22 protein-coding genes and 1 riboswitch are annotated in these 23,842 nt (G+C 40.7%); all 22 genes read left to right on the plus strand.

Annotated elements, in window-relative coordinates; genetic code table 11:
- Positions 1–12: 12 nt before the first annotated feature.
- A complete protein-coding gene (locus tag JJE29_02890; protein MBK5251576.1) occupies positions 13–477 on the plus strand; it encodes a tRNA (cytidine(34)-2'-O)-methyltransferase in 465 nt (154 codons plus the stop codon).
- 150 nt (positions 478–627) lie between these two features.
- Positions 628–728: riboswitch (glycine riboswitch) on the plus strand.
- 159 nt (positions 729–887) lie between these two features.
- Positions 888–1,262: a GrdX family protein gene (locus JJE29_02895; protein ID MBK5251577.1), complete on the plus strand. Its 375-nt coding sequence runs from the start codon at positions 888–890 to the stop codon at positions 1,260–1,262.
- A gap of 18 nt (positions 1,263–1,280) precedes the next feature.
- Positions 1,281–2,228, plus strand: a complete 948-nt coding sequence (gene trxB / locus JJE29_02900; protein ID MBK5251578.1) for a thioredoxin-disulfide reductase — start codon at positions 1,281–1,283, stop codon at positions 2,226–2,228.
- A 14-nt stretch (positions 2,229–2,242) separates the two neighbouring features.
- Positions 2,243–2,560, plus strand: a complete 318-nt coding sequence (locus JJE29_02905) for a thioredoxin (protein MBK5251579.1) — start codon at positions 2,243–2,245, stop codon at positions 2,558–2,560.
- A 52-nt stretch (positions 2,561–2,612) separates the two neighbouring features.
- Positions 2,613–3,899 (plus strand): glycine/sarcosine/betaine reductase component B subunit, encoded by a 1,287-nt coding sequence (locus JJE29_02910; protein ID MBK5251580.1) that lies wholly within the window; start codon positions 2,613–2,615, stop codon positions 3,897–3,899.
- 33 nt (positions 3,900–3,932) lie between these two features.
- Positions 3,933–4,406 (plus strand): glycine/sarcosine/betaine reductase complex selenoprotein A, encoded by a 474-nt coding sequence (locus JJE29_02915; protein MBK5251581.1) that lies wholly within the window; start codon positions 3,933–3,935, stop codon positions 4,404–4,406.
- A 30-nt stretch (positions 4,407–4,436) separates the two neighbouring features.
- Entirely contained in the window at positions 4,437–5,747 is a 1,311-nt protein-coding gene (grdB, locus tag JJE29_02920; protein ID MBK5251582.1) for a glycine reductase complex selenoprotein B, read from the plus strand.
- 77 nt (positions 5,748–5,824) lie between these two features.
- The gene (locus tag JJE29_02925; GenBank protein ID MBK5251583.1) at positions 5,825–7,360 is read left to right on the plus strand and encodes a ketoacyl-ACP synthase III family protein; all 1,536 of its coding nucleotides are present in this window, start codon (positions 5,825–5,827) and stop codon (positions 7,358–7,360) included.
- 10 nt (positions 7,361–7,370) lie between these two features.
- Positions 7,371–8,552 carry a glycine reductase gene (locus JJE29_02930; GenBank protein ID MBK5251584.1) on the plus strand — a complete coding sequence of 394 codons (1,182 nt, stop codon included), beginning with the start codon at positions 7,371–7,373 and terminating at the stop codon, positions 8,550–8,552.
- Between the two features lie 130 nt (positions 8,553–8,682).
- Positions 8,683–9,738: a BMP family ABC transporter substrate-binding protein gene (locus JJE29_02935; protein ID MBK5251585.1), complete on the plus strand. Its 1,056-nt coding sequence runs from the start codon at positions 8,683–8,685 to the stop codon at positions 9,736–9,738.
- 84 nt (positions 9,739–9,822) lie between these two features.
- Positions 9,823–11,355 (plus strand): ABC transporter ATP-binding protein, encoded by a 1,533-nt coding sequence (locus tag JJE29_02940; GenBank protein ID MBK5251586.1) that lies wholly within the window; start codon positions 9,823–9,825, stop codon positions 11,353–11,355.
- Positions 11,352–12,446, plus strand: coding sequence for an ABC transporter permease (locus JJE29_02945; protein ID MBK5251587.1), 1,095 nt, complete (start codon positions 11,352–11,354; stop codon positions 12,444–12,446). Before JJE29_02940 ends, JJE29_02945 begins: the two co-directional genes overlap by 4 nt.
- Positions 12,447–13,388, plus strand: coding sequence for an ABC transporter permease (locus tag JJE29_02950; GenBank protein ID MBK5251588.1), 942 nt, complete (start codon positions 12,447–12,449; stop codon positions 13,386–13,388).
- 137 nt (positions 13,389–13,525) lie between these two features.
- Positions 13,526–14,923: an RNA polymerase factor sigma-54 gene (rpoN, locus tag JJE29_02955; GenBank protein MBK5251589.1), complete on the plus strand. Its 1,398-nt coding sequence runs from the start codon at positions 13,526–13,528 to the stop codon at positions 14,921–14,923.
- A 115-nt stretch (positions 14,924–15,038) separates the two neighbouring features.
- A complete protein-coding gene (locus JJE29_02960; protein MBK5251590.1) occupies positions 15,039–16,244 on the plus strand; it encodes a phosphoglycerate kinase in 1,206 nt (401 codons plus the stop codon).
- 1 nt (position 16,245) lies between these two features.
- Positions 16,246–16,995, plus strand: a complete 750-nt coding sequence (locus JJE29_02965; protein ID MBK5251591.1) for a triose-phosphate isomerase — start codon at positions 16,246–16,248, stop codon at positions 16,993–16,995.
- A gap of 16 nt (positions 16,996–17,011) precedes the next feature.
- Positions 17,012–18,301, plus strand: a complete 1,290-nt coding sequence (gene eno, locus JJE29_02970; GenBank protein ID MBK5251592.1) for a phosphopyruvate hydratase — start codon at positions 17,012–17,014, stop codon at positions 18,299–18,301.
- Positions 18,302–18,438: 137 nt separating this feature from the next.
- The gene (gene secG, locus JJE29_02975) at positions 18,439–18,669 is read left to right on the plus strand and encodes a preprotein translocase subunit SecG (GenBank protein ID MBK5251593.1); all 231 of its coding nucleotides are present in this window, start codon (positions 18,439–18,441) and stop codon (positions 18,667–18,669) included.
- Between the two features lie 37 nt (positions 18,670–18,706).
- Entirely contained in the window at positions 18,707–20,713 is a 2,007-nt protein-coding gene (locus tag JJE29_02980) for a sodium-translocating pyrophosphatase (GenBank protein ID MBK5251594.1), read from the plus strand.
- A 155-nt stretch (positions 20,714–20,868) separates the two neighbouring features.
- Entirely contained in the window at positions 20,869–22,992 is a 2,124-nt protein-coding gene (gene rnr / locus JJE29_02985; protein ID MBK5251595.1) for a ribonuclease R, read from the plus strand.
- Between the two features lie 83 nt (positions 22,993–23,075).
- Positions 23,076–23,336, plus strand: a complete 261-nt coding sequence (locus JJE29_02990) for an iron-only hydrogenase system regulator (GenBank protein ID MBK5251596.1) — start codon at positions 23,076–23,078, stop codon at positions 23,334–23,336.
- A gap of 28 nt (positions 23,337–23,364) precedes the next feature.
- Positions 23,365–23,841, plus strand: coding sequence for an SsrA-binding protein SmpB (gene smpB / locus JJE29_02995; GenBank protein ID MBK5251597.1), 477 nt, complete (start codon positions 23,365–23,367; stop codon positions 23,839–23,841).
- Position 23,842: the final 1 nt, after the last annotated feature.

Consider the following 23,842-nt stretch of genomic DNA (forward strand, 5'->3'; position numbering starts at 1 on the left):
AGGGATTAAAGAATGCATATTGTGTTGTTTCAGCCTGACATTCCACAGAACACTGGAAACATTGCAAGGACTTGTGCCGTTACCGGAAGCAAGCTCCACATAATAAAACCGTGCGGCTTCAATTTTGATGACAAGACTCTCAAAAGAGCTGGGCTTGATTATTGGCCGCTCCTTTCAAAGGAGATACATGAATCTTTGGAGGATTTTCTTCGAAAATATGGAAATGAAAATATCTGTCTCATAACTACCAAGGGCGATAAGAATTATGATGAAATACCATTTGAATCGGATACATTCATATTATTCGGACGGGAAACAGCAGGGTTGCCTGAAAAACTCCATACGCTTTACGAGAGCAGTCGATACAGAATACCGATGAAGGCGGTTGAGGGAGCCAGATCGCTTAATCTCTCCAATTCGGTTGCAATTGTTTTGTATGAGGGAATGAGAAGAAATGGTTTTTTGGATCTGGAATAGGCATATGAAAGCTTATAAGCAAAAATTAATTTTAATTTACAAAATATTGTTGAATATTTAACGGTCTTTGTATATAATAATCATTGAAAGAATAAATACATCACATCAACTCATAAAATATTCCTATCACAATTTAATAAATCGATTTGGATGAACTATGCGGGAGAGAGTCCGAAAGGACCGCCGAAGGAAAAAGTTTCAACGTTGCCGTTTGAAACAAAATTCTCAGGCAAAAGAACCGCACAGGGACGAGTCTCTGAAAAGCTTGATTTTTGAGCACCGAAGGGGCAATTTTTATGGGGACATAAAGAGAAACTCTCAGGTCTTATGACAGAGAAGCAATGGGCTATTACAAACTCCTATTGCTTTTTTTTGTTGTCTTAAATCTGAGAGAAACCGGAGGGAATAAAATGATACTGATTACCAACAACCAAAAGGTAGCGGAAACATTCGGAGACACAATTGATTTACTTTTCATGCCTGAAAAAACTTATCAAGAAATATTGCTTTATGTAAGGGATAGAATTCATGAAGGACACAAGCTATTGTCACATCCCCTATCAGGAAGCGTTAAACCTAATGAAACACCATTTAAATCTATTTTAATAAGCAGAACAAAGCAAGCCTTGGATTACGACTCTTTAGTAATAATTGAAGACAGCCTTGCGACTGTAAGAAAATTCAATAATAACAAAATAACACCAAAGTGGACAGAAACGATACTTGATGATTTTAAGGTTATCGATCTTTCACTAATAGAGGGTGCTATAGAAGGAAATCAATAATAAAATTAGGAGGAGAACATGGAAAATTTATACGATGTAGTAATAATAGGTGCAGGACCCGCAGGATTGGCGGCCGGACTTTATTCTTCAAGAGCAAGGATGAAGACATTAATTCTTGAAAAGGAAAAAGCGGGCGGACAGATTGTAACGACTAATGAAGTTGCGAACTATCCGGGTTCGATTGAAGATGCAACAGGGCCAAGCCTCGTTGCCAGAATGGTTGAGCAGGCGGAAGAATTTGGGGCCGAAAGAATAAAAGATGAAATAGTAAAGGTTGAACTTAAGGGCAAGATCAAAGTTGTTTCCGGAGAAAAAGGGGTATACAAATCCAAGGTGGTCATAATTGCAACAGGAGCAAGCCCGAGATATCTTGGAGTTCCTGGAGAACGTGAATTAACAGGGAAAGGCGTATCGTACTGCGCCACATGCGATGCCGACTTCTTTACAGACTTGGAAGTCTATGTAATAGGCGGAGGCGATACTGCGGTAGAAGAGGCAATGTACCTCACGAAGTTTGCAAGAAAAGTTATTATTGTTCATAGAAGAGATGAATTGAGAGCGGCCAAGTCTATTCGTGAAAAAGCATTTAAAAATGAAAAAATGGCATTCATATGGGATTCTGTAGTTGAAGAGATCAAGGGTGACGGAATTGTCGAAACCTTGGTTCTAAAGAATAAAAAGACAGGGGAAATAACAGAAATAAATGCACCCGAGGAAGATGGAACCTTTGGAATTTTCCCGTTCGTTGGATATATACCCAAAAACGAATTGTTCAAAGAATTACTCGAGACTGACAAGGGTGGCTACATAATGACTGACCCTGATATGAAAACTGCGCTTCCCGGAGTGTTTGCTGCAGGAGACATTAGGCATAAATCATTAAGGCAAGTGGTTACAGCTGTTTCGGACGGAGCAATAGCCGCTGTTCAAGCGGAAAAATATATCGAAAATACATTTGAAGCGTAAAGGAGGGGCGAAAAATGATTATACTTGAAAAGAACAATTTCGAAGAGGAAGTTTTAAAATCTGAAGGGCTTGTTATTGTAGACTTCTGGAGTGACGGATGCGAACCATGCAAGGCTCTTATGCCGGATGTGGAGGCTCTTGCAGCGCAGTACGAAGGAAAAGTGAAATTTTGCAAATTGAATATCACTAAAGCTAGAAGATTGGCAATTTCTCAAAGAGTTTTAGGACTTCCGACTATTTTGCTTTACAAAGATGGCGAAAAAATCGAGGAAGTTACTAAAGACAATGCGAAACCGGCAAATATCGAAGCAATGATCGAGAAACACATTTAATATTGCCTTAAGGCAATGCTGTGCATTGCTAAAATAAAGGGGGGTGAATGTTTTGCGTTTGGAACTTGGAAAAATCAAGATTACAGATGTTCAATTTTCAGAAGCAACTAAAGTTGAAAATGGTACCCTGTATGTTAACAAGCAGGAAATCATCGACTTGGTAATGGATGATGAGCATATTGTAAAATGCGTTGTGGAACTTGCAAGACCCGGTGAAAGTGTTCGAATTACACCTGTTAAGGATGTAATTGAGCCGAGAGTAAAAGTTGAAGGTCCCGGTGGAATATTCCCTGGAATGATCAACAAGGTTGAGACTGTAGGAAGCGGAAGAACGCACGTATTGAGCGGAGCAGCCGTTGTAACTTGCGGAAAAATCGTAGGATTCCAGGAAGGCATTATCGACATGACCGGTCCGGGAGCCGAATTGACTCCATTCTCTAAATTGAACAATGTATGCGTGGTTGTAGAGCCGAAGGAAGGCATTGAACAGCATACATACGAAAAAGCAGCAAGAATGGCAGGACTGAAAGTGGCAACCTATCTTGGAAAGGCTGGCATTGACGTTGAACCTGATGAAGTCATGATATATGAGACAAAACCTTTATTGGAACAGGCTGCGGAATATCCCGACTTGCCTAAAGTGGGATATGTATACATGCTCCAGACACAAGGGTTGCTTCATGATTCATACGTTTATGGCGTGGACGCTAAGAAAATAGTTCCGACCATTCTTTATCCGACAGAAATTATGGATGGGGCAATATTGAGCGGAAACTGTGTTTCTGCCTGCGACAAAAATACTTCGTATCACCATTTGAACAATCCGATTATTGAGGAGCTTTATAAGAAACACGGCAAGGAATTGAACTTTATGGGAGTCATAGCGACTAACGAAAATGTTTATCTTGCAGACAAGGAAAGATCATCCGACTGGTCGGCTAAATTTGCAAAATATCTCGGACTCGATGCTGCAATCATTTCGCAAGAAGGTTTCGGTAATCCGGATACCGACTTGATTATGAACTGCAAAAAAATTGAGAATCAAGGAGTAAAAACAGTAATAGTTACTGACGAATATGCCGGTAGAGACGGGGCATCCCAATCATTGGCTGATGCCGATCCTAAGGCGGATGCTGTTGTAACGGGCGGAAATGCAAACGAGTTTATCATCTTGCCTCCAATGGACAAGATTATCGGAATGCTTGACTATGCGGATAGAATAGCCGGAGGATTCGATGGCAGTCTCAAGCCGGATGGAAGCATAGAAGCTGAAATTCAAGTTATAACAGGAGCTACGAACGAACTGGGCTTCAATAAATACTCTGCCACAACATACTAAAATTACATAAAAAAATTGAAAGGATGATGATGAATGAGCGTATTTGAGAACAAGAAAATCATAATCATCGGAGATAGAGACGGCGTACCGGGTCCGGCCATTGAGGAATGCATAAAAACGGTTTCCGGAACAGAAGTTGTCTTCTCCGCTACAGAATGTTTCGTCTGAACGGCCGCAGGAGCAATGGATCTGGAGAATCAAAACAGAGTTAAAGATCTCGCAGAAAAACACGGTGCTGAAAATGTAGTTGTAATATTTGGCGCAGCAGAAGCTGAATCAGCCGGATTATCAGCTGAAACCGTTACTAACGGAGATCCTACCTTTGCAGGTCCTTTAGCAGGAGTCCAGTTGGGACTCGCAGTTTATCATGCAGTAGAGCCGGAATTCAAAGAAGCAGTTGATCCGGACGTGTACGAAGAGCAAATCAGTATGATGGAAATGGTTTTGGATGTTGATGAAATAATCGAAGAGATGACGTCAATAAGAAATGATTTTTCAAAGTACTAATATCAGAAAAAATGAAAGGGGGGAAACAAAATGAGTAAGTATAAAGTTGTTCATTATATAAATCAGTTTTTTGCCGGCATCGGAGGCGAAGAAAAAGCGAACATCCCGCCGGAAATGAGAGACGGAGTTGTTGGTCCGGGAATGGCATTTGCCGGAGCGTTAAAAGATGATATGGAAATTGTAGCGACAATTATTTGTGGAGATTCCTATTACGCAGAGAATATGGAGACAGCTGAAGAGACCATACTCGAAATGGTGAGATCAAAATCTCCGGATATGTTCATCGCAGGACCGGCTTTTAACGCGGGAAGATACGGAACAGCCTGCGGAGCAATATGCAAGGCCGTCAAGGACGATCTTGGAATCCCAGTTTTGACAGGTATGTATGTTGAAAACCCTGGGGCCGACATGTTCAAAAAAGATTTATTCATTGCCGAGACTAAAAATTCGGCCGCAGATATGAGAAAAGCCGTACCCAAAATGGCTAAACTGGCAATAAAAATGGCAAAGGGCGAGGAGCTTGGAAGCCCTGCAGACGAAGGATATCTTGAAAGAGGAATCAGAAAGAACATATTCAGAGAAAAAAGAGGCGCAGAGAGAGCTGTTGACATGCTATTGGCAAAAATCAATTCGCAGCCTTTCGTAACTGAATATCCAATGCCTGTATTTGACCATGTTGCTCCGGCGGCAGCACTTAAAGATATTTCAAAGGCAAAAATTGCAGTAGTTACTTCAGGTGGAATTGTTCCAAAGGGTAATCCCGATCATATCGAATCGTCAAGTGCGTCAAAATACGGAAAGTATGACTTGACGGGGTTTGACTTTTTGACCGCGGAAACTCATGAAACTGCTCATGGCGGTTATGATCCATGCTATGCGAACAGTGATCCTAACAGGGTTCTTCCGATTGATGTATTGAGAGATTTAGAAAGAGAAGGCGTAATCGGAGAGCTTCATAAATACTACTACGCAACTGTAGGAAACGGAACATCCGTTGGAAATGCAGTCAAGTTTGCTGCAGAATATGCACAAGAACTTTTGGCAGACGGAGTCGATGGCGTTATCATGACCTCCACCTGAGGCACCTGTACTAGATGCGGTGCATCTATGCTGAAAGAAATTGAAAGAGTCGGATTGCCGATTGTTCACATTTGTACTGTTGTGCCGATTTCATTGACAGTTGGAGCTAACAGAATTGTACCTGCTATTGCCATCCCTCATCCGCTTGGTGATCCCAGCCTGAATGCTCAGGAAGAAAAGAGTTTAAGAAGAAAGATAGTTGAAAGAGCTCTTAAGGCTTTGACTGTTGAAGTTGACAAACAGACAGTATTCGAGGACTAAAAACGTTGGACGGTCTTTAATAAGGCCGTCCATTTTTAAAAGAATATTTATTCAATATAAATTTTGGAGGTGAGGACATGAAATTTCCTGTAGTCAAGGGAGCTGGGTATATTTTGGTTAATACTCCGGATATGGTAGTTCACAACGGGTCGACTCAAACAATCGAAAGGTTGACAAATCCGGATTCGGAATATCTAAAGGGATTGACCGAACATATAAGATCCTTCGATGAGGTTGTGGCGTATTTGCCGAATCAGGTATATATTGGAAATTTACATCCTGAAAAATTAAGAGAATACGATATGCCTTGGTTTGACAAGGAATCACCAATAAAAGAAAGATTTGGTAAGTACGGAGAAATCATGCCTGAAGACGAGTTTATAGGACTCATGAAAATAGCTGATGCTTTCGATCTTGTAAAATTGGAAAATGATTTTGTTGTTGAAGTAAAGAAGAAATTGCAGAAACATCCTCTTTTCGACGAAGCGGACCTTGCGAAAATAAAAGAAGGTGTAGTGCTTTCGGAAATTGAAGATTTGATAAGTGGAAATCACGCTGAAGGCATTTATGTTGACGGAAAAGTTGTAGGATGCGTGAAACGGGCCCATGACATCGATACGAACCTTAATGCGCACACGATGTTTGAAAATATCGTTGTAAAGGCTTCCGGTGCGTTGGCGCTTAGAAACCTTATCGCAAAGAATGATTTTGACCCTGCATCAATAGAGTATGTAATTGAGTGTTCGGAAGAAGCTTGCGGAGATATAAACCAGAGAGGCGGCGGCAATTTTGCGAAGGCTATCGCAGAAATGGCCGGAGCTGTCAATGCAACAGGATCGGATACAAGAGGCTTTTGCGCTGCGCCTACTCACGCATTGATAAACGCATCGGCACTTGTTCAAGCAGGGGTATACAAAAATGTGGTTATTGTTGCAGGCGGAGCTACGGCTAAGCTTGGAATGAATGGTAAAGACCATGTTAAAAAGGGATATCCGGTCTTGGAAGATGTTCTTGGTGGATTTGCAATTATGATAAGCCAAAACGATGGGGTTAGTCCGATAGTCAGAACCGATTTGGTTGGAAGACATACTGTTGGAACCGGCTCATCGCCACAGGCGGTAATTACATCATTGATTACTGCGCCTCTGGACAAAGGGAACCTCAAGATAACGGATATTGACAAGTATTCGGTCGAAATGCAGAATCCGGATATAACAAAACCGGCTGGAGCTGGAGATGTTCCGACAGCTAATTACAAGATGATTGCCGCTCTTGGAGTAAAACGCAAAGAGCTCGAGCGTAAAGAGTTGATGCCATTTGTTGAAAAACACGGTTTACCGGGATGGGCGCCTACACAGGGACATATACCTTCGGGTGTTCCATATGTGGGATTTGCCATAGATGACATGGCTGAAGGCAAATTGAGCAAGGCCATGATTGTTGGCAAGGGAAGTCTATTCCTGGGCCGTATGACTAATCTGTTCGATGGTGTTTCTGTTATTCTTGAAAAGAATACCGGCATGGAAGAGACGGAATCGGTTTCGAAAGTTGAAGTCAAGAAGCTGATTGCTGAAGCCATTAGGGGATTCGCTGAAACGCTGACGGATGAATAGGGGTGTTGATATGGCTGAAAATCTTGCTGTAAAAAAAATGATAAAAGATACATTCATGGAAATTGCCGATTCAATTGAGAGTGGTGATTTTGGTCGGAAGATAAGAGTCGGATTGACAATTCTCGGAAGTGAGCATGGAACGGAAAACCTGATTAAAGGTGCAGTACTTGCCGCTTCGAGATTGAGAGATACGGAAATTGTTTTGATTGGTCCGGAAAACGATTCTAATTTGGAAACGGTCGTTGTTAAAGAAGAAAGGGACATGCATTCCAAGATGGAAGAGATATTGGACAATGGATTTATAGATGCATGCGTAACTATGCATTACAATTTTCCCATTGGGGTTTCTACGGTAGGAATGGTTTTAACACCCGCTACTGGCAAGGAAATGATTATTGCAACCACTACGGGAACATCTTCCATGAATCGCACGGAAGCGATGCTAAGGAATGCCTTGCACGGAATAATTACAGCGAAGGCATTGGGAATAGAAGAGCCAACGGTTGGAATTTTGAATCTGGATGGAGCAAGACAAGTTGAAAGGCTTCTGAAGGAATTGAAAGGCAATGGATACGAAATTTTCTTTGGAGAATCTTCGAGAGCCGACGGCGGAGTAGTTATGAGGGGCAACGATCTCTTGCAAGGTAGCGTTGATGTCATGGTGACAGATACCTTGACAGGAAACATTTTGATGAAGATGTTTTCATCATATACCACGGGTGGAAGCTATGAAGCGTCAGGCTACGGATACGGGCCGGGCGTTGGGAAGGATTATGGTCGAATCATATTGATCCTTTCTAGGGCATCAGGTATTCCGGTGGTTGCAAATGCAATAGAGTATGCCTCAAGTTTGGCCAGGGGCGAGCTGGGGGGTATTGCCCGGGTTGAATTCGATAAAGCGGAAAAAGCCGGATTGAAGAGTTTGACAGTAAATACGGTCAAGGATAAGAATGAAGATTCAGAAGAAACCGTAAAAGTTCCAACAAAGGAAATTGTAACTGGAACTTTGTCCGGCATAGACATAATGGAGCTTGAAGATGCAGTACAGGCTTTGTGGAAAGCGGGGATTTATGCCGAAAGCGGCATGGGTTGCACGGGACCCGTTGTTATGGTAAGCGAAGCCAAGGCGCAGAAAGCTATGGATGTATTGATTAAAAAAGGATTTATGGCTAAAGAATCTGCACCATGCTAAGCTAAAAGAAGAGCGGCTATGTTTATATGTCGCTTTTCTTTTTTATTTTTGTAAGCTATGGAAGGAAATTGGGTAATAATGTAGAAGTATTTAAAACTAGAAAAACAAATATATTAAGGAGGGTTATTAAATGAGTAGAAAATGGTTGGCATTATTTTTAGTATTGATTTTGATGGTTTCTGTGTTTGCAGGTTGTGCGAAAACAGAAGCACCTGAAGAGGTTGCGGAAGAACCGGGTGAAGTAACGGAAGAACCTATGGAAGAGGCTATCAGGGTTACAATGATAACAGATACAGGCGGTTTGGGAGACGAATCTTTCAACGATTCTGCCTATGCCGGACTAGTTAAAGCTGAAGAGGATTTCGGTGTTGAAGTGAGTGTTCTCGAATCTCAAACCCCCGACGATTATGGACCGAATCTTTCGGCTGCAGCTGAAGATGGAGCGGATTTGATTGTTTCTGTTGGATTCTTGATGCAATCGGCTACGGCTGAAGCCGCAGCTCAATTTCCGGAGCAGAAGTTTGCAATAATTGACGAAACCGTTGATGCGGCAAATGCTGCAGGTTTGACATTCAAGGAACATGAAGGTTCATTCCTGACAGGCGTCATTGCAGGACTCATGACCGAAACAAATAAGGTAGGGTTCGTTGGCGGAATGCAGTATGCTTTGATTGAAAAATTCCAGTATGGATTTGAAGCAGGCGTTAAGGCAGTTAATCCCGATGCTGAAATCATTGTTAACTATACTGGTGCATTCGATAATCCCCAACTTGGAAAAGAAAATGCTCTTGCTCAAAATCAAGCCGGTGCCGACGTTATTTATCATGCCTCAGGCGCTTGTGGAATCGGCGTAATTGAAGCCGCTGGAGAACAGGGTTTCTGGGCAATTGGAGTTGACCAGGACCAATCGGCACTTGATCCGGAGCATGTGCTATGCTCGATGATCAAGCGTGTTGACAATGCGACTTATTTGGCAACAAAGGCCGTTGTAGAAGGCACATTTGATGGTACGAATCTTGAATTTGGTCTCGCTGAAGAAGGCGTTGGATACAGCGATAATGCAGGAAATGTACCAGCAGATATAGCCGAGCAAGCTGAAGCATACAGAATGTCAATTATGAATGGCGAATTTGAAGTGCCTTATGACGAAGCAACGTTTAATGCCTTTGAAATGCCTGCAATGTAATATATAGAATATGAACAACAAAAAAGGTATAATAAGGCCAGATGAAGCATCTGGCCTTATTATTATTTTACGGGGGGAATAACCTTGAATAATGTTGTTGAAATGAAAAATATAACTAAAATTTTCCCGGGAGTAGTTGCCAATGACAATGTGGATTTTGAGTTGGCGAAGGGAGAAATTCATGTGCTTCTGGGCGAAAACGGTGCGGGAAAAACTACTTTGATGAATATATTATATGGACTTTATCAACAAACATCAGGAGAAATATTTATTCGTGGTGAAAAAGTCTTAATGAAAAATCCGAATACGGCTATAGAGCAAAGAATCGGCATGGTACATCAGCATTTTATGCTAGTCCCACCGTTTACTGTTACTGAGAATATTGTATTGGGAAACGAACCCAATAAGTATTGGAAAATGAAAATTGACATGAAAAAGGCAAGAGAAAAAGTTATCAAGCTTTCAAACGATTTCGGATTGAAAATCAATCCCGATTTGAAAGTTCAGGATATATCTGTGGGGCTGCAACAACGGGTTGAAATAATCAAAGCGCTCTATAGAGGCGCGGATATACTAATTTTAGATGAACCTACGGCTGCACTTACACCTCAAGAAATAGACGAACTTGGTGAAATTATTAAAAAATTGACCGCTGAAGGAAAGTCGGTAATTCTGATAACGCATAAGCTTAAAGAAGTAATGTCAATGAGCGATCGTGTCACTGTAATCCGTAAGGGAAAGATTATTGAAACATTGAATACAATTGATACTGATATCGATTCACTTGCCGAACTCATGGTTGGAAGAAAAGTAAAATTGGATATTGATAAAGATGATAAGGTATCTGGAAAAACTGTATTGAAGGTTGAAAATCTTAAAGTTCTTGATAATCGGAAGCTGGAAGCGGTGAAGGATGTAAGCTTTGAAGTAAAACAAGGAGAGGTTTTGGCAATTGCCGGTGTTAACGGCAACGGCCAATCAGAACTTATAGAAGCAATTACTGGACTTCGAAAAGTAATTTACGGTTCGATTGAATTGGATGGGGATGATATAACTCATTCCAAGACAAAGGAAATAATCGATAAGGGTGTTGGGCATATTCCGGAAGACAGACATAAAAGAGGCTTGGTTCTAGAATATTCATTGGCTGAAAATATGATTCTTGGTTTGCACAATAAAAAGCCTTTCAGCAAGAATAAAATGATGAATTACGAGGCAATTAACGCCCACGGCAAGGCCTTGATAAAGGAGTTTGATATAAGGACGCCTAACGAACAGGTATTGGCGAAATCACTTTCCGGCGGCAATCAGCAGAAAGTGATAATTGCAAGAGAGTTTTACAAGAATCCAAAGCTTTTGATTGCCGCGCAACCAACCCGAGGACTCGATGTAGGCGCCATAGAATTTGTTCATAAAAGATTAATTGAACAAAGAAACAACAATAAAGCGGTTCTGCTGGTATCGATGGAGCTGGATGAAGTCATGTCTTTGGCAGACCGAATCGCTGTTATATACGATGGTAGAATAGTTGGGATTGTCGATGCCAAAAATGCAACTGAAAAAGAATTGGGAATCATGATGGCCGGAGGAATACCCGAAAGAGAGGTGAAGGGATGAAGAAAAAAGGATTCGGATGGCTTTGGGACAGCTTTAAATTGCCTTTAGTTGCAATATTATTGGGGTTTATTGTAGGAGCTTTCTTCATTTTGATTGCCGGAAAAAGCCCGGTTGTTGCCTATTCAGCTCTTTTTGCAGGGAGTCTTGGCGGTTTGAGCAAGATAGGAGAAACACTTTATAAATCCACTCCATTAATCTTTACCGGACTTTCTGTTGCATTTGCTTTTAGGACCGGGCTTTTTAACATTGGAGCAGAGGGCCAGTATATTGTGGGGTCAATAACTGCAATAGCAATAGGTTGGTATTTTCAAAATCTGCCGGCAGTAATCCTTTTGCCAATGATTTTGATTTTAGGTGCTATAGCAGGTGGCATTTGGGCTTCGATCGCCGGATTTTTAAAGGCCCGCTTCGGGGTTCATGAAGTAATTACTACAATTATGCTTAATTATACAGCTTTAATTGGTACAAACTATATTATTAGAACAATACTAAATCCCCAGGTACTGCAAGGGACTACTAAAATGGCTTATTCGGTATCTATACCCGAAAAAGCTAGGCTTGCCAAGCTGAGCCAATATATCCCGCAGTTTGGGTACTCAAGTGCCCATACCGGCATATTCATAGGTATCGTATGTGCGATTATTATCTATTATTTATTATTCAAGACAACCCTTGGATACGAGATACGTTCCGTTGGTTTCAGCCCGGATGCTGCTGAATATGGAGGCATAAGCAAAAAGAAAAATATCATTTTGGCAATGCTTATTTCAGGACTTTTAGCTGGATTGGCCGGGGCAGTACAGGTGACTGGGCTTATCTATAAGGTCAACATGTCATCGGCAATGTCAGGATATGGATTCGATGGAATAGCTGTAGCACTGGTTGCTGGAAATCATCCGTTGGGAGTGCTTGCAAGCGCATTTCTTTTTGGAGTATTGGGCAACGGTGCAAGAAAGATGCAGCTGGCCGGAATTCCAAAAGAAGTTATCGGAATCATCCAAGGAGTTATAATAATTTTTATCGCAGGAAAACTCATTGTACAGATTTTATCTAAAAAAATAAAGAAAATGAAGCAGAAGGAGGTGGAATAGATGGATAATGGAATAGTAGTAATTGTTATAGCAATTGCGGCTTCGGCAATCCGTCTTGCGACACCTTTGATATTTGCTTCCTTGGGTGGAGTGTTTTCAGAGCGTTCTGGAGTTGTTAATATTGCATTGGAAGGAATCATGATAATGGGTGCATTCTTTGCCGTGCTGTTCACACACATGACAGGCAATCCATGGATTGGAGTTCTTGCCGCGGTAGTTGTTGGCATATTAACATCTCTTATATTAGCGTTTGTATCAATCAACTTAAGAGGAAATCAAGTTATTGCCGGAGTTGCCATAAATCTTTTGGCAGTAAGCTTCACGGCATTCATGCTTGAAATGGTTTGGAAGCGCTCTGGTTCTACGCCTTCTGTCGAGCGCGCTCTTACAGATAATCCTTTTAAATTTCTGGAAGGTATACCTTTATTGGGTGACTTGTTTTCAAAATTTACACCCTTCGTATATTTAGCGTTTCTTATGGTGGCAGTTTCTTTTTATGTACTATTCGAGACTTCTTTTGGATTAAGGGTAAGGGCTGTAGGGGAACATCCAAGGGCAGCGGATACGGTAGGAATAAATGTTTATAGGATAAGATATATTTGTGTAATGATAAGCGGAGCACTTGCCGGACTGGCTGGAGCGTCTCTTTCGATAGGGACAATAAGCCTTTTCAGGGAAGGGATGACTGCAGGGAAAGGCTTCATCGCTTTGGCTGCCATGATATTTGGAAAATGGCATCCGGTTGGAGCATTATTTGCTTGTCTATTCTTCGGATTGGCTGATGCTATACAGATACAGGCGCAGTCCTTTGGGATTCCCATTGCGCAGGAATTTCTTCAGATGCTTCCTTACGTTGCAACTATTTTCGCTCTTGCGGGAGTTGTCGGCAGATCGGTTGCTCCCAAAGCTGATGGGGAACCATACGAAAAGGATATGGGTTAAATTACTCTATCCAATAAATGAATAATATGCTTTTAAAATTGGCGGTGGCTTTATAGCTTCCGCCTAATAAGTTGTATGAAACAATGTATCTGTTATAATATATATATGTTGAAATATATAAGCAAGGTGATGTTTTTATGAAAATGTCCTATAATTTAAACTTGTCGCAAACTCAAAAATTGGTTATGACACCGGAACTTAAGCAGGCCATCGAAATACTGCAATATAATTCGGTGGAGCTTAATGAGTTCATAAGACAGGAATTATTAAGCAATCCCTTGCTTGAAAATCCAAAAAATGACGAAACTGACGATGAAAAAAAAGTGGAAGAATCAGAGCCAACTGAAAAGGAATCAAACAATATAGATTGGAAAGAATATTTTTCGGACTTTGAACGAACCAAAATCAGAAATAATTTCAAAGAAGAAAAAGAAGAGGTTCTTTTCCAAAATTTCGTAACGAATGAAACAACTCTAACAGAACACCTTTTGTTTCAACTGAAATTCACACTTCTTGACAAAGCGGAAAAGATAGTAGCAGAGTATATAATAGAAAACCTGGATAGTAACGGGTATTATCAGCTTACGGATGATGAAATAAAGGAAAAATTTGGAATTGATGATTCTGAACTTGAAAAGATTCTTGATGTGATTCATGACTTCGATCCTTTGGGAGTATGCGCTAGAAACTTGAGGGAGTGCCTGCTTCTTCAACTTGAGAGAAGAAGGATAGAATATCCCGTTGCAGAGCAGATTATAAGTTTACATTTGGATGATTTAGCTTCAAACAGGATACTTCAAATTGCAAAAGCTACAAATTTTTCGAAAGAAGAAATACAAGAAGCGGCTGATTTTATAAAAACACTTGAACCTAAACCGGGCAGGGAGTTTGCGTCGATGAAGGGCGTGAAATACATCATACCGGATATAGCCGTTGAGAAGATAGAGGGCGAGTATGTTATAAAGATAAATGATATAACAGCACCGAGACTTACAATAAGCAATTACTATAAAAAACTTCTATCAAGCGGAAATATAGAAAACAATGCATCGTCATATATAAACGAAAAGCTTAACGCGGCTGTGCGTATTATTAAAAGCATAGAGCAAAGAAGAAATACAATAGCGAGAGTTGTAAGTTCTATAATCGAATTCCAATATGATTTTTTTGAAAATGGCAAAGCCTATCTGAAACCATTGACTTTGAAAAATGTTGCCGAGCAGGTAGAGGTTCATGAATCAACTGTAAGTAGGGCTATCAATGGGAAATACATGCAGTGCCCTAGGGGGATTTTCGAATTGAAGTTTTTTTTTCAGAGCGGAGTTTTGAGCAACGCGGGAGAAGGAGTATCTTCCGCTAGCATACAATCTATGATAAAAGATATAATTGAAAGAGAAAACCCTAATAAGCCTCACAGTGATCAATTTATAACCGAGGAATTGATTAATCGAGGCATCAAAATTTCGAGAAGAACTGTTGCAAAGTATAGAGATGAGCTTAAAATACCTTCTTCTTCAAGAAGAAAGAGATACTAATATAGGATTGAAAAAAAATATATAAGGAATATAATGATATGGGACACGTTTATCGTGTCCCAAGCTTGTTGATAATATAGTTAACTGGCAGATTGAGTGAAATGCGGAGGTGTGTATTTTGTTTAATAAAAAAACCTTATCGGACATGGATTTCAAGCAAAAAAGCGTAATTGTAAGATGTGATTTCAATGTTCCATTAGACGAAAAGGGGAATGTGGCGGATGACAAAAGGATTGTAGCGGCAATTCCGACTATCAAATACCTTATGGAAAAAAAAGCGAAAGTTATTTTGTTGTCCCATCTTGGAAGGCCAAAGGGACAGTATTCAAAGGCTTTTTCATTGGCACCGGTAGCAAAGCGAATATCTGAAATTTTAAAAGTTAATGTAAAATTCCTCGAGAGCGAGCAAGTTGTAGACGATTCAATAAAAGAAAAGGTTTCATCTGCTCAATATGGAGATGTGATTCTTTTAGAAAACACAAGATTTAGGGAAGAAGAAAAGAAGAACGGAGTGAATTTTTCAAAAGAACTTGCCTCTTTGGGAGAACTGTATGTGAATGATGCCTTTGGCACAGCCCATAGAGCTCACAGCTCTAATGTGGGAATAGCGAGTCTATTGCCATCGTGTGTTGGGCTTTTAGTTGAGAAAGAACTTGAAATAATGGGTAAAGCTATGTCTGATGCTGACAAGCCTTTTACAGTTATACTAGGGGGCTCAAAAGTATCCGATAAAATAGGGGTAATAAAGAATCTTGCACTTTCGGCTGACTACATATTGATTGGTGGAGGAATGATGTTTACTTTTCTTAAGGCCACGGGCTGCGAAATAGGAACATCAATAGTTGAAGAAGATCAACTTGAAACTGCAAGAACTATAATTGAATTTTGTAAAGAAAGAGGAGTTCAACTCATATTGCCTTCGGATGTTGTTGTAGCTGATTCGTTCAGCAATGGAGCTTCATTTAAAAGTGTTTCAACGACGGAAATACCGCCTAAAATGATGGGGCTTGACATAGGGGAAGAAACCGTAAAGCTGTTTGCGGATATTATTTCTAAATCCAAAACTGTTCTTTGGAACGGACCAATGGGCGTTTTTGAAATGGAGAAATTTGCAAAAGGTACTCTCGGAGTGGCAAAAGCTTTAGCTGGTGCGGATGCAACAACCATCATTGGAGGGGGAGACAGTGCTTCAGCAATCCACAAATTTGGATTAGAAGATAAAATGACGCATATATCGACAGGTGGTGGAGCATCATTAAAATTATTTGAGGGTGGAGAATTACCGGGAATTGAATGTATATCGAATAAGGGGGAGATGTGATATGAGAAAGCCTTTGATAGCAGGCAATTGGAAAATGAACATGTCCATGAATGATGCAAAAGATTTCATTGTTGCAATTATGGAAGCTGCTGACAATACAAGCGATGATGTGCTTATTTGTCCACCGAGTATATATTTGGGAATGCTTGCGGCAAAAGCTGCGGGAAGTGATTTGAAGCTTGGGGCTCAGACCATGCATCAGGAAGACAATGGAGCCTTTACGGGTGAGATATCTGCAGGCATGCTTCTGGATTATGGAATCACGCATTGCATAATTGGACATTCTGAAAGAAGAAAATACTTCAATGAAACAGATAAATCGGTGAACCTAAAATTGAAGAAAGCGCTGGAAAAAGAAATTATGCCGATAGTTTGTGTAGGAGAGACTCTTGAAGAAAAAGAAGAGGGCAAGGCAGAAAGCGTACTTCAAAGACAGATTATGGGAGCGTTCATGGATATATTGGGCAAGGATGCGTCGATTGTAGCCGTAGCATATGAACCCATATGGGCAATTGGAACTGGAAGAACCGCAGCTCCTGAGGATGCACAAAAAACCATTGAATATATAAGAGAATTGTTAAAAAATGAATATGGAAAGACTGTATCTGAAAAGATAAGAATACTCTATGGTGGAAGTGTAAAGTATTCTAACATAAAGGAAATCATGAAACAAAAAGACATTGACGGGGTACTCGTAGGTGGTGCGAGTCTTAACAAAGAGCATTTCAAGAAAATAATCGAATACAAATAATTTTGGAGGTGTGAGTATGTTATTTATTACGGAAATCAATGCAAGAGAAATCTTGGATTCAAGAGGCAATCCGACGATTGAAGTTGAGGTATATCTTGAGGATGGCTCAATGGGAAGGGCTTCTGTACCGTCGGGGGCATCAACGGGTGCTTACGAGGCCGTTGAACTCCGAGATGGAGACAAGAATCGATACATGGGAAAAGGCGTAAGTCGAGCAGTAGATCATGTGATGGAAGATCTTAGACCGGAACTAATAGGGATGGACGCTCTTGAACAGGTTGCAATTGACAAACTCATGATTGATTTTGATGGAACGGAAAACAAAGAAAACATGGGTGCAAATGCCATACTAGGAGTTTCCATGGCGGTTGCAAAGGCTGCTGCTAATTCGTTGGGAATGCCTTTATATCAATATCTTGGAGGAGTAAACGCAAAAACGTTGCCGGTTCCGATGATGAACATACTAAATGGCGGAAAGCATGCCGACAACAATGTAGACATTCAGGAATTCATGATTATGCCGGTAGGTGCTGCAACCTACAAAGAATGCCTTCGCATGGGCGTAGAAATATACCACAGTCTCAAGAAGGTTCTGAAATCAAAAGGCCTGAGCACATCCGTAGGGGACGAGGGTGGATTCGCGCCTAACTTGACATCAAACGAGGAAGCTCTCAAGGTTATCATTGAAGCGGTTGAAGCAGCAGGTTATGAACCTGATAAAGACATCAAGCTTGCAATTGATGTAGCCGCCACGGAATTGTATGATGAAAAAGAAAAACTATATACATTAGCAGGAGAAGGGCTTGCAAAAACAGCCGAAGAAATGGTGGAATACTATTCCAAACTGGTAGAAAAGTACCCTATAATTTCGATAGAAGATGGTCTTGCCGAAGAGGATTGGGAAGGCTGGAAGATAATGACAGAAAGACTTGGTTCAAAGATACAGATTGTTGGAGACGATTTGTTTGTAACTAACACGAAGCGCCTCAAGAGGGGCATAGAAGAGCGATCCGCAAATTCAATTCTTATAAAATTAAATCAAATCGGAACAATTACTGAGACGCTTGATGCAATAGAAATGGCAAAACGCGCAGGATTCACCACTGTTGTATCCCACAGGTCAGGAGAAACGGAAGATCCGATAATTGCCGATTTCGTAGTTGCCGTAAACGGGGGGCAAATAAAAACCGGAGCACCTGCTCGTGTTGATAGAGTGGCTAAATACAACCAATTGCTTAGAATAGAAGAAACATTGTCTGATGCTGCTGAATTTGCCGGGAAAATGGCTTTTTACAATATCAAGTAGATGAAAAGCGATGCATTCAAAAGTGAGTGCATCGCTTTAATTTATAATGCAAAGAATAAGACATAATTCATTGATTTATAAATAGCCCTATGATAGAATATCTTTGTTAAACAAGATGCAAGGAGGTGTAAATGTTAATGAATACTGTATTCATGGTAATTCAGATTATTACAAGTGTCATACTGATTGCTAGCATATTGTTGCAACCTGGAAAAAGTGCCGGACTCTCCGGAGCCATAGGGGGAGGAGCGGAACAAATCTGGGGAAAACAAAAGAGCAGAGGAATTGACGAAATCATGGCTAAAATTACAAAGATAGGAGCGATAGTTTTCATAATAAGTTCCTTGGTAATGGTTTACCTGCAATAATCGAACAATAATATAATTAGGTTTAGGGAGGAAATAGATGGAATCACTAGTTTACATGGTGCCGGCTATAGGGGTAGTTGCGCTTCTTTTTGCGTTTATGCTGGCTAACAAGATTAATAAGGTTGAACCGGGAAATGAAAGAATGATTGAAATTGCTTCTTATATACAAGAAGGATCAATGGCTTTTTTGACTAGAGAGTATAGATCCTTGGTTATTTTTACCGCAGTGGTTTTTGTTATTGTAGGTTTCGGGATAAATTGGCTTACTGCAATTTGTTTCTTGTTTGGGGCAGTTTTTTCAGCAATGGCAGGATTTTTTGGTATGAAGGTTGCTACAAAAGCAAATGTAAGAACTGCTAATGCAGCAATGAACGGCGGAATGAATAAAGCTCTTTCGGTTGCGTTTTCTGGTGGAGCTGTTATGGGAATGTCGGTAGTAGGTTTGGGAATCATTGGTGTTGGTATGGCATATATTGTTTTCGGAAGTCCTGAAATCATAACCGGATTTGGTTTGGGTGCTTCATCTATAGCATTGTTCGGACGTGTAGGTGGAGGAATATATACTAAGGCAGCAGATGTGGGAGCTGACCTTGTTGGCAAGGTAGAGGCTGGAATACCTGAGGACGACCCCAGGAACCCCGCAGTCATCGCAGACAACGTAGGAGACAATGTTGGTGATGTAGCAGGCATGGGAGCAGATCTTTTCGAGTCGTATGTAGGGTCAATAATCGCGGCAATTACTTTGGGCGTTTCGTCAAAAGCAGTAATCGAGATGGGACTAATAGAAAAAGCAGGAGCGTTGTTCCCATTAGCTTTGGCATCATTTGGAATCATAGCTTCCATTATTGGAACCTTGTTTGTAAAAGGCGATGAGAATTCGGATCCGCACAAGGCTCTCAAAATGAGTACTTATGTAAGCGGCGCTCTCGTATTGATCGGAGCATTTTTCATGAGCAGAATGTTCTTCGGAAACCTGAATGCATTCTTTGCAATTGCAGCAGGATTGGTTGTTGGACTTGTAATAGGTCAGTTAACTGAGATATATACTTCTGCAGACTACAATTCGGTTAAGAAGATAGCGATGCAATCCGAAACAGGACCTGCTACAATAATTATAAGCGGTTTGGCTGTAGGCATGTACTCTACAGCAGCGCCAATCATAGCAATATGTGTAGGCATCTTGGTTTCTTTTAAATTTATGGGACTTTATGGAATCGCTTTGGCGGCTGTAGGTATGCTTTCAACTGCAGGGGTAACAGTTGCGGTTGACGCATACGGACCAATTGCAGACAATGCCGGCGGTATCGCCGAGATGTGTGAATTGCCGCATGAAGTAAGAAAAATCACTGATAAGCTTGATGCCGTAGGAAATACTACAGCGGCTATGGGTAAAGGTTTTGCAATCGGTTCAGCGGCACTTACAGCTTTGGCTCTATTTGCATCGTATGCAACGGTTGCGGAAGTTACAGAGATAAGTATTTTGGATCCTAAAGTTGTAGTCGGACTCTTCGTTGGCGGCATGCTGCCATTCCTTTTCTCCGCTATGACAATGGAGTCTGTTGGAAAAGCGGCATTTGAGATGATTGAAGAAGTTAGACGTCAATTTAAGGAAATGCCCGGAATAATGGAAGGTACAACTAAACCGGATTATGCTAAATGCGTAGATATTTCGACAGCAGCTGCGCTTAAAGAAATGCTTATTCCCGGAATAATGGCAATAGTTGCTCCAATAGCTATGGGCTTGCTGCTTGGACCGGAAGCGCTAGGCGGCCTTTTGGCCGGAGCCCTTGTTACCGGTGTTCTTATGGCAATATTTATGGCCAATGCAGGCGGAGCATGGGACAATGCCAAGAAATACATCGAAGAAGGAAACCACGGAGGAAAAGGAAGCGAACCTCATAAAGCTGCTGTTGTTGGAGATACAGTTGGAGACCCGTTCAAGGACACTTCAGGGCCTTCAATCAACATACTCATAAAGCTTATGACAATAGTTTCACTTGTATTTGCTCCATTGTTTGTAAAAATGGGTGGAATGTTGTTTTAGATTTAAATAGAAAAGACTTTTCAGCTCCCCTTCATAGTGAAGGGGAGCTTTTTGTGCATTGATTTGTGTTTAAGTATGTTGCTTTAATAATTGGTAAAAGAATCGAATGTTCGGTATAATGAAATAACAACAACAAATAAAGGAGAGTGATTGATATTTTAATCGAAAAAGATACAATCTTGCAATTAATGAGTGAAAAAGCATATAAACCTATGAAGGAAGATGAATTGATAAAAACCTTTCAAGTAAAAGGCAAGAATATAGGGAAATTTGTAACATACCTCGATGAATTGGTGGAAGAAGGAATGATAGTAAAGACGAGGCATAATAAATTTGCTTTGCCGGAAAAACTTAATCTGGTTGTCGGAAAGATGGACATGACAAAGAACGGATATGGTTTTGTTGTATCGAAAACACAAAAGGAAGACATATTCATTCCGGCGAATAAAATAAATGGAGCCATGAATGGTGATACGGTAGTTGCTCGTATACTAAGCAAGGGAGTATTCAATAAAAAGACAGACGGAGAAATTGTTAAAGTAAGCAAGAGAAACAATGAAGTAATAGTAGGAACATTTGAGGAAAACAAAAATTTCGGGTTTGTAATTCCTGACGATAAAAAAATGAATACGGATGTTTTCATACCAAAAACGGAGGCAATGGGCGCTAAAGCTGGACATAAGGTTGTTGCGTCAATCACTGCATGGCCCGCAGCAGGCAGAAATCCAGAAGGTAAAATAGTCGAGATACTTGGATATGTGGATGATATAGGAACAGATATACTTTCAATAATAAGGAGGCACAAACTTCCTGAAGAATTCCCCCAAAAGGTGCTTGATGAAGCCGAAAGGACCGAGGAAGCAGTAAGTGAATCGGATATAAAAGGACGAAGAGACCTTAGAAACGAAAAAATTATTACAATTGATGGTGCAGACGCAAAGGATTTGGACGATGCTGTTTCTATTAAGAAACTTGAAAATGGAGATTTTCTGCTTGGGGTTCATATCGCGGACGTCACACATTATGTTAGTGAAGGAAGCAAAATGGATAAGGAGGCTCTAAATAGGGCAACAAGCGTTTATCTTGTTGACAGGGTTATTCCTATGCTTCCAAGGAGGCTTTCAAACGGAATATGCAGCTTGAATCCAAAAGTAGACAGGCTGACTTTATCCGTAGAAATGCAAATAGATAAAAAAGGGAAAGTGATAAAATACGAAATATTTGAGAGCATAATCAATTCGTCCGAACGAATGACATACAAGGATGTTACAGCATTACTTGAGAACGGGAGTGATCCCGAGCTTGAAAAATACGAATACCTTAAAGATATGTTTAAGGATATGAAGAAACTGAGTGCTATAATACGAGGAAATCGTGAAAATAGGGGAGCTATAGATTTCGATTTGCCGGAGGCGAAGGTTATACTGAATGAGGAAAGGGAAGCGGTAGATGTAATAGTTGAGGAAAGAGGGGTTTCCAATAAAATTATTGAGGACTTCATGCTTGCTTGCAATGAAACCGTAGCTGAGCATATGTTCCAGCTTAAGATACCCTTTGTTTATAGAGTTCATGAAACGCCGGATATGGAGAAGCTTGAGAATTTCAACAATCTGGTTCACAATCTTGGATATCACATAAAAGGCATAGGTAAAGAGGTTCGCCCAAAAGATCTAAGGGACTTGCTTGAACAAGTGAAGGGTCATAAAGAGGAACTGTTCGTTCATACATTGATGTTGCGTTCACTAAAGCAGGCGCGGTACTCCGAGGATAATCTTGGACACTTCGGCTTGGCAGCAGAATACTATACGCATTTCACATCGCCCATAAGAAGATATCCCGATTTGCAGATTCATAGAATAATAAAGGAATATCTAAATGGCGGCATTTCAGAGGGAAGGAAAAAGGCTCTTTTAGCGATAGTTAAAAATGCGGCCGAACGATCTTCTGAAAGGGAAAGGATTGCAATGGAGGCTGAAAGAGACACAGATGACCTCAAGAAGGCTGAATATATGAGCCATCATGTAGGTGAGGTTTTCGATGTCATAATAACGTCGGTTGCATCCTTTGGATTTTTCGTGCAGTTGCCGAATACCATAGAAGGTCTAGTGAAGATTGCATCTTTGGATGACGATTATTACAAGTATGATGGAGACAACATGATGTTTACCGGTGAACGGACAGGAAAGCGTTATAGATTGGGAGACAATGTAAAGGTGTTGTTGATTCGCGTGGACGTTCCACAGGGTGAAATTGACTTCGAACTTGAAGAATTGAAATAAAGCTTCAAAAATGGTAGAATGTTTGTGAGCCTCCCGGATTGCTTCCGGGAGGTCTTGACTGAAAAAATATCAAGGAGAAAATCATGAGGAAGAAATTCGCTGTCATAGGGGCAATTTTGGATCGGCCCAGAGAGACCCAACATATATTCAATGATACGGTAGCTGAATATAAGGGAATCGTCAAGGGCAGAATGGGAATTCCCTATGAAGAAGCAGGAGTTTCTGTAATTTCAATAATTGTATTTGGAACAATGGATGAAATTAACGGATTGACTGGCAAACTCGGAAACATAAGAGGAATAAATGTTAAGACATCTATTTCGAAAAAGGATTTCGACAGCTGATAAATAAGGTAGTCTTTATTTGAAAAGAATGGAAGCAGGTGAATCTATGAAAGTTTTAGCAAACAACAAAAAAGCAAGACATGATTATTTCATAGAGGAAACCTACGAAACCGGAATGGTTTTAAAAGGTACCGAGGTAAAATCCATACGCATGGGCCGAGTAAATCTTAAGGAAGGCTATGCAGAACTTCGCGATGGAGAGGTATTCCTTCTTGGGGTTCATGTCAGTCCTTACGAAAAAGGCAACATATTCAATACCGATCCCTTGCGGCCGAAAAAATTGCTTCTGCACAAACGAGAAATAAGAAAATTGATAGGTTATACAACGCTAAAGGGGTATGCACTTGTGCCTTTAAGAATATATTTGAATGAGAAGGGCTTAGTGAAGCTGGAAATTGGTGTAGGGCGAGGTAAAAAACTCTACGACAAGCGTGAGACAATAGCCAAGAAAGATGCAGAAAGAAGAATGCTAAAGGAAATGCGAAAATCCCAAAGGGGAGACTAAC

The organism is Peptostreptococcaceae bacterium, from assembly GCA_016649995.1.
Classification (GTDB): Bacteria; Bacillota; Clostridia; order Peptostreptococcales; family BM714; genus BM714.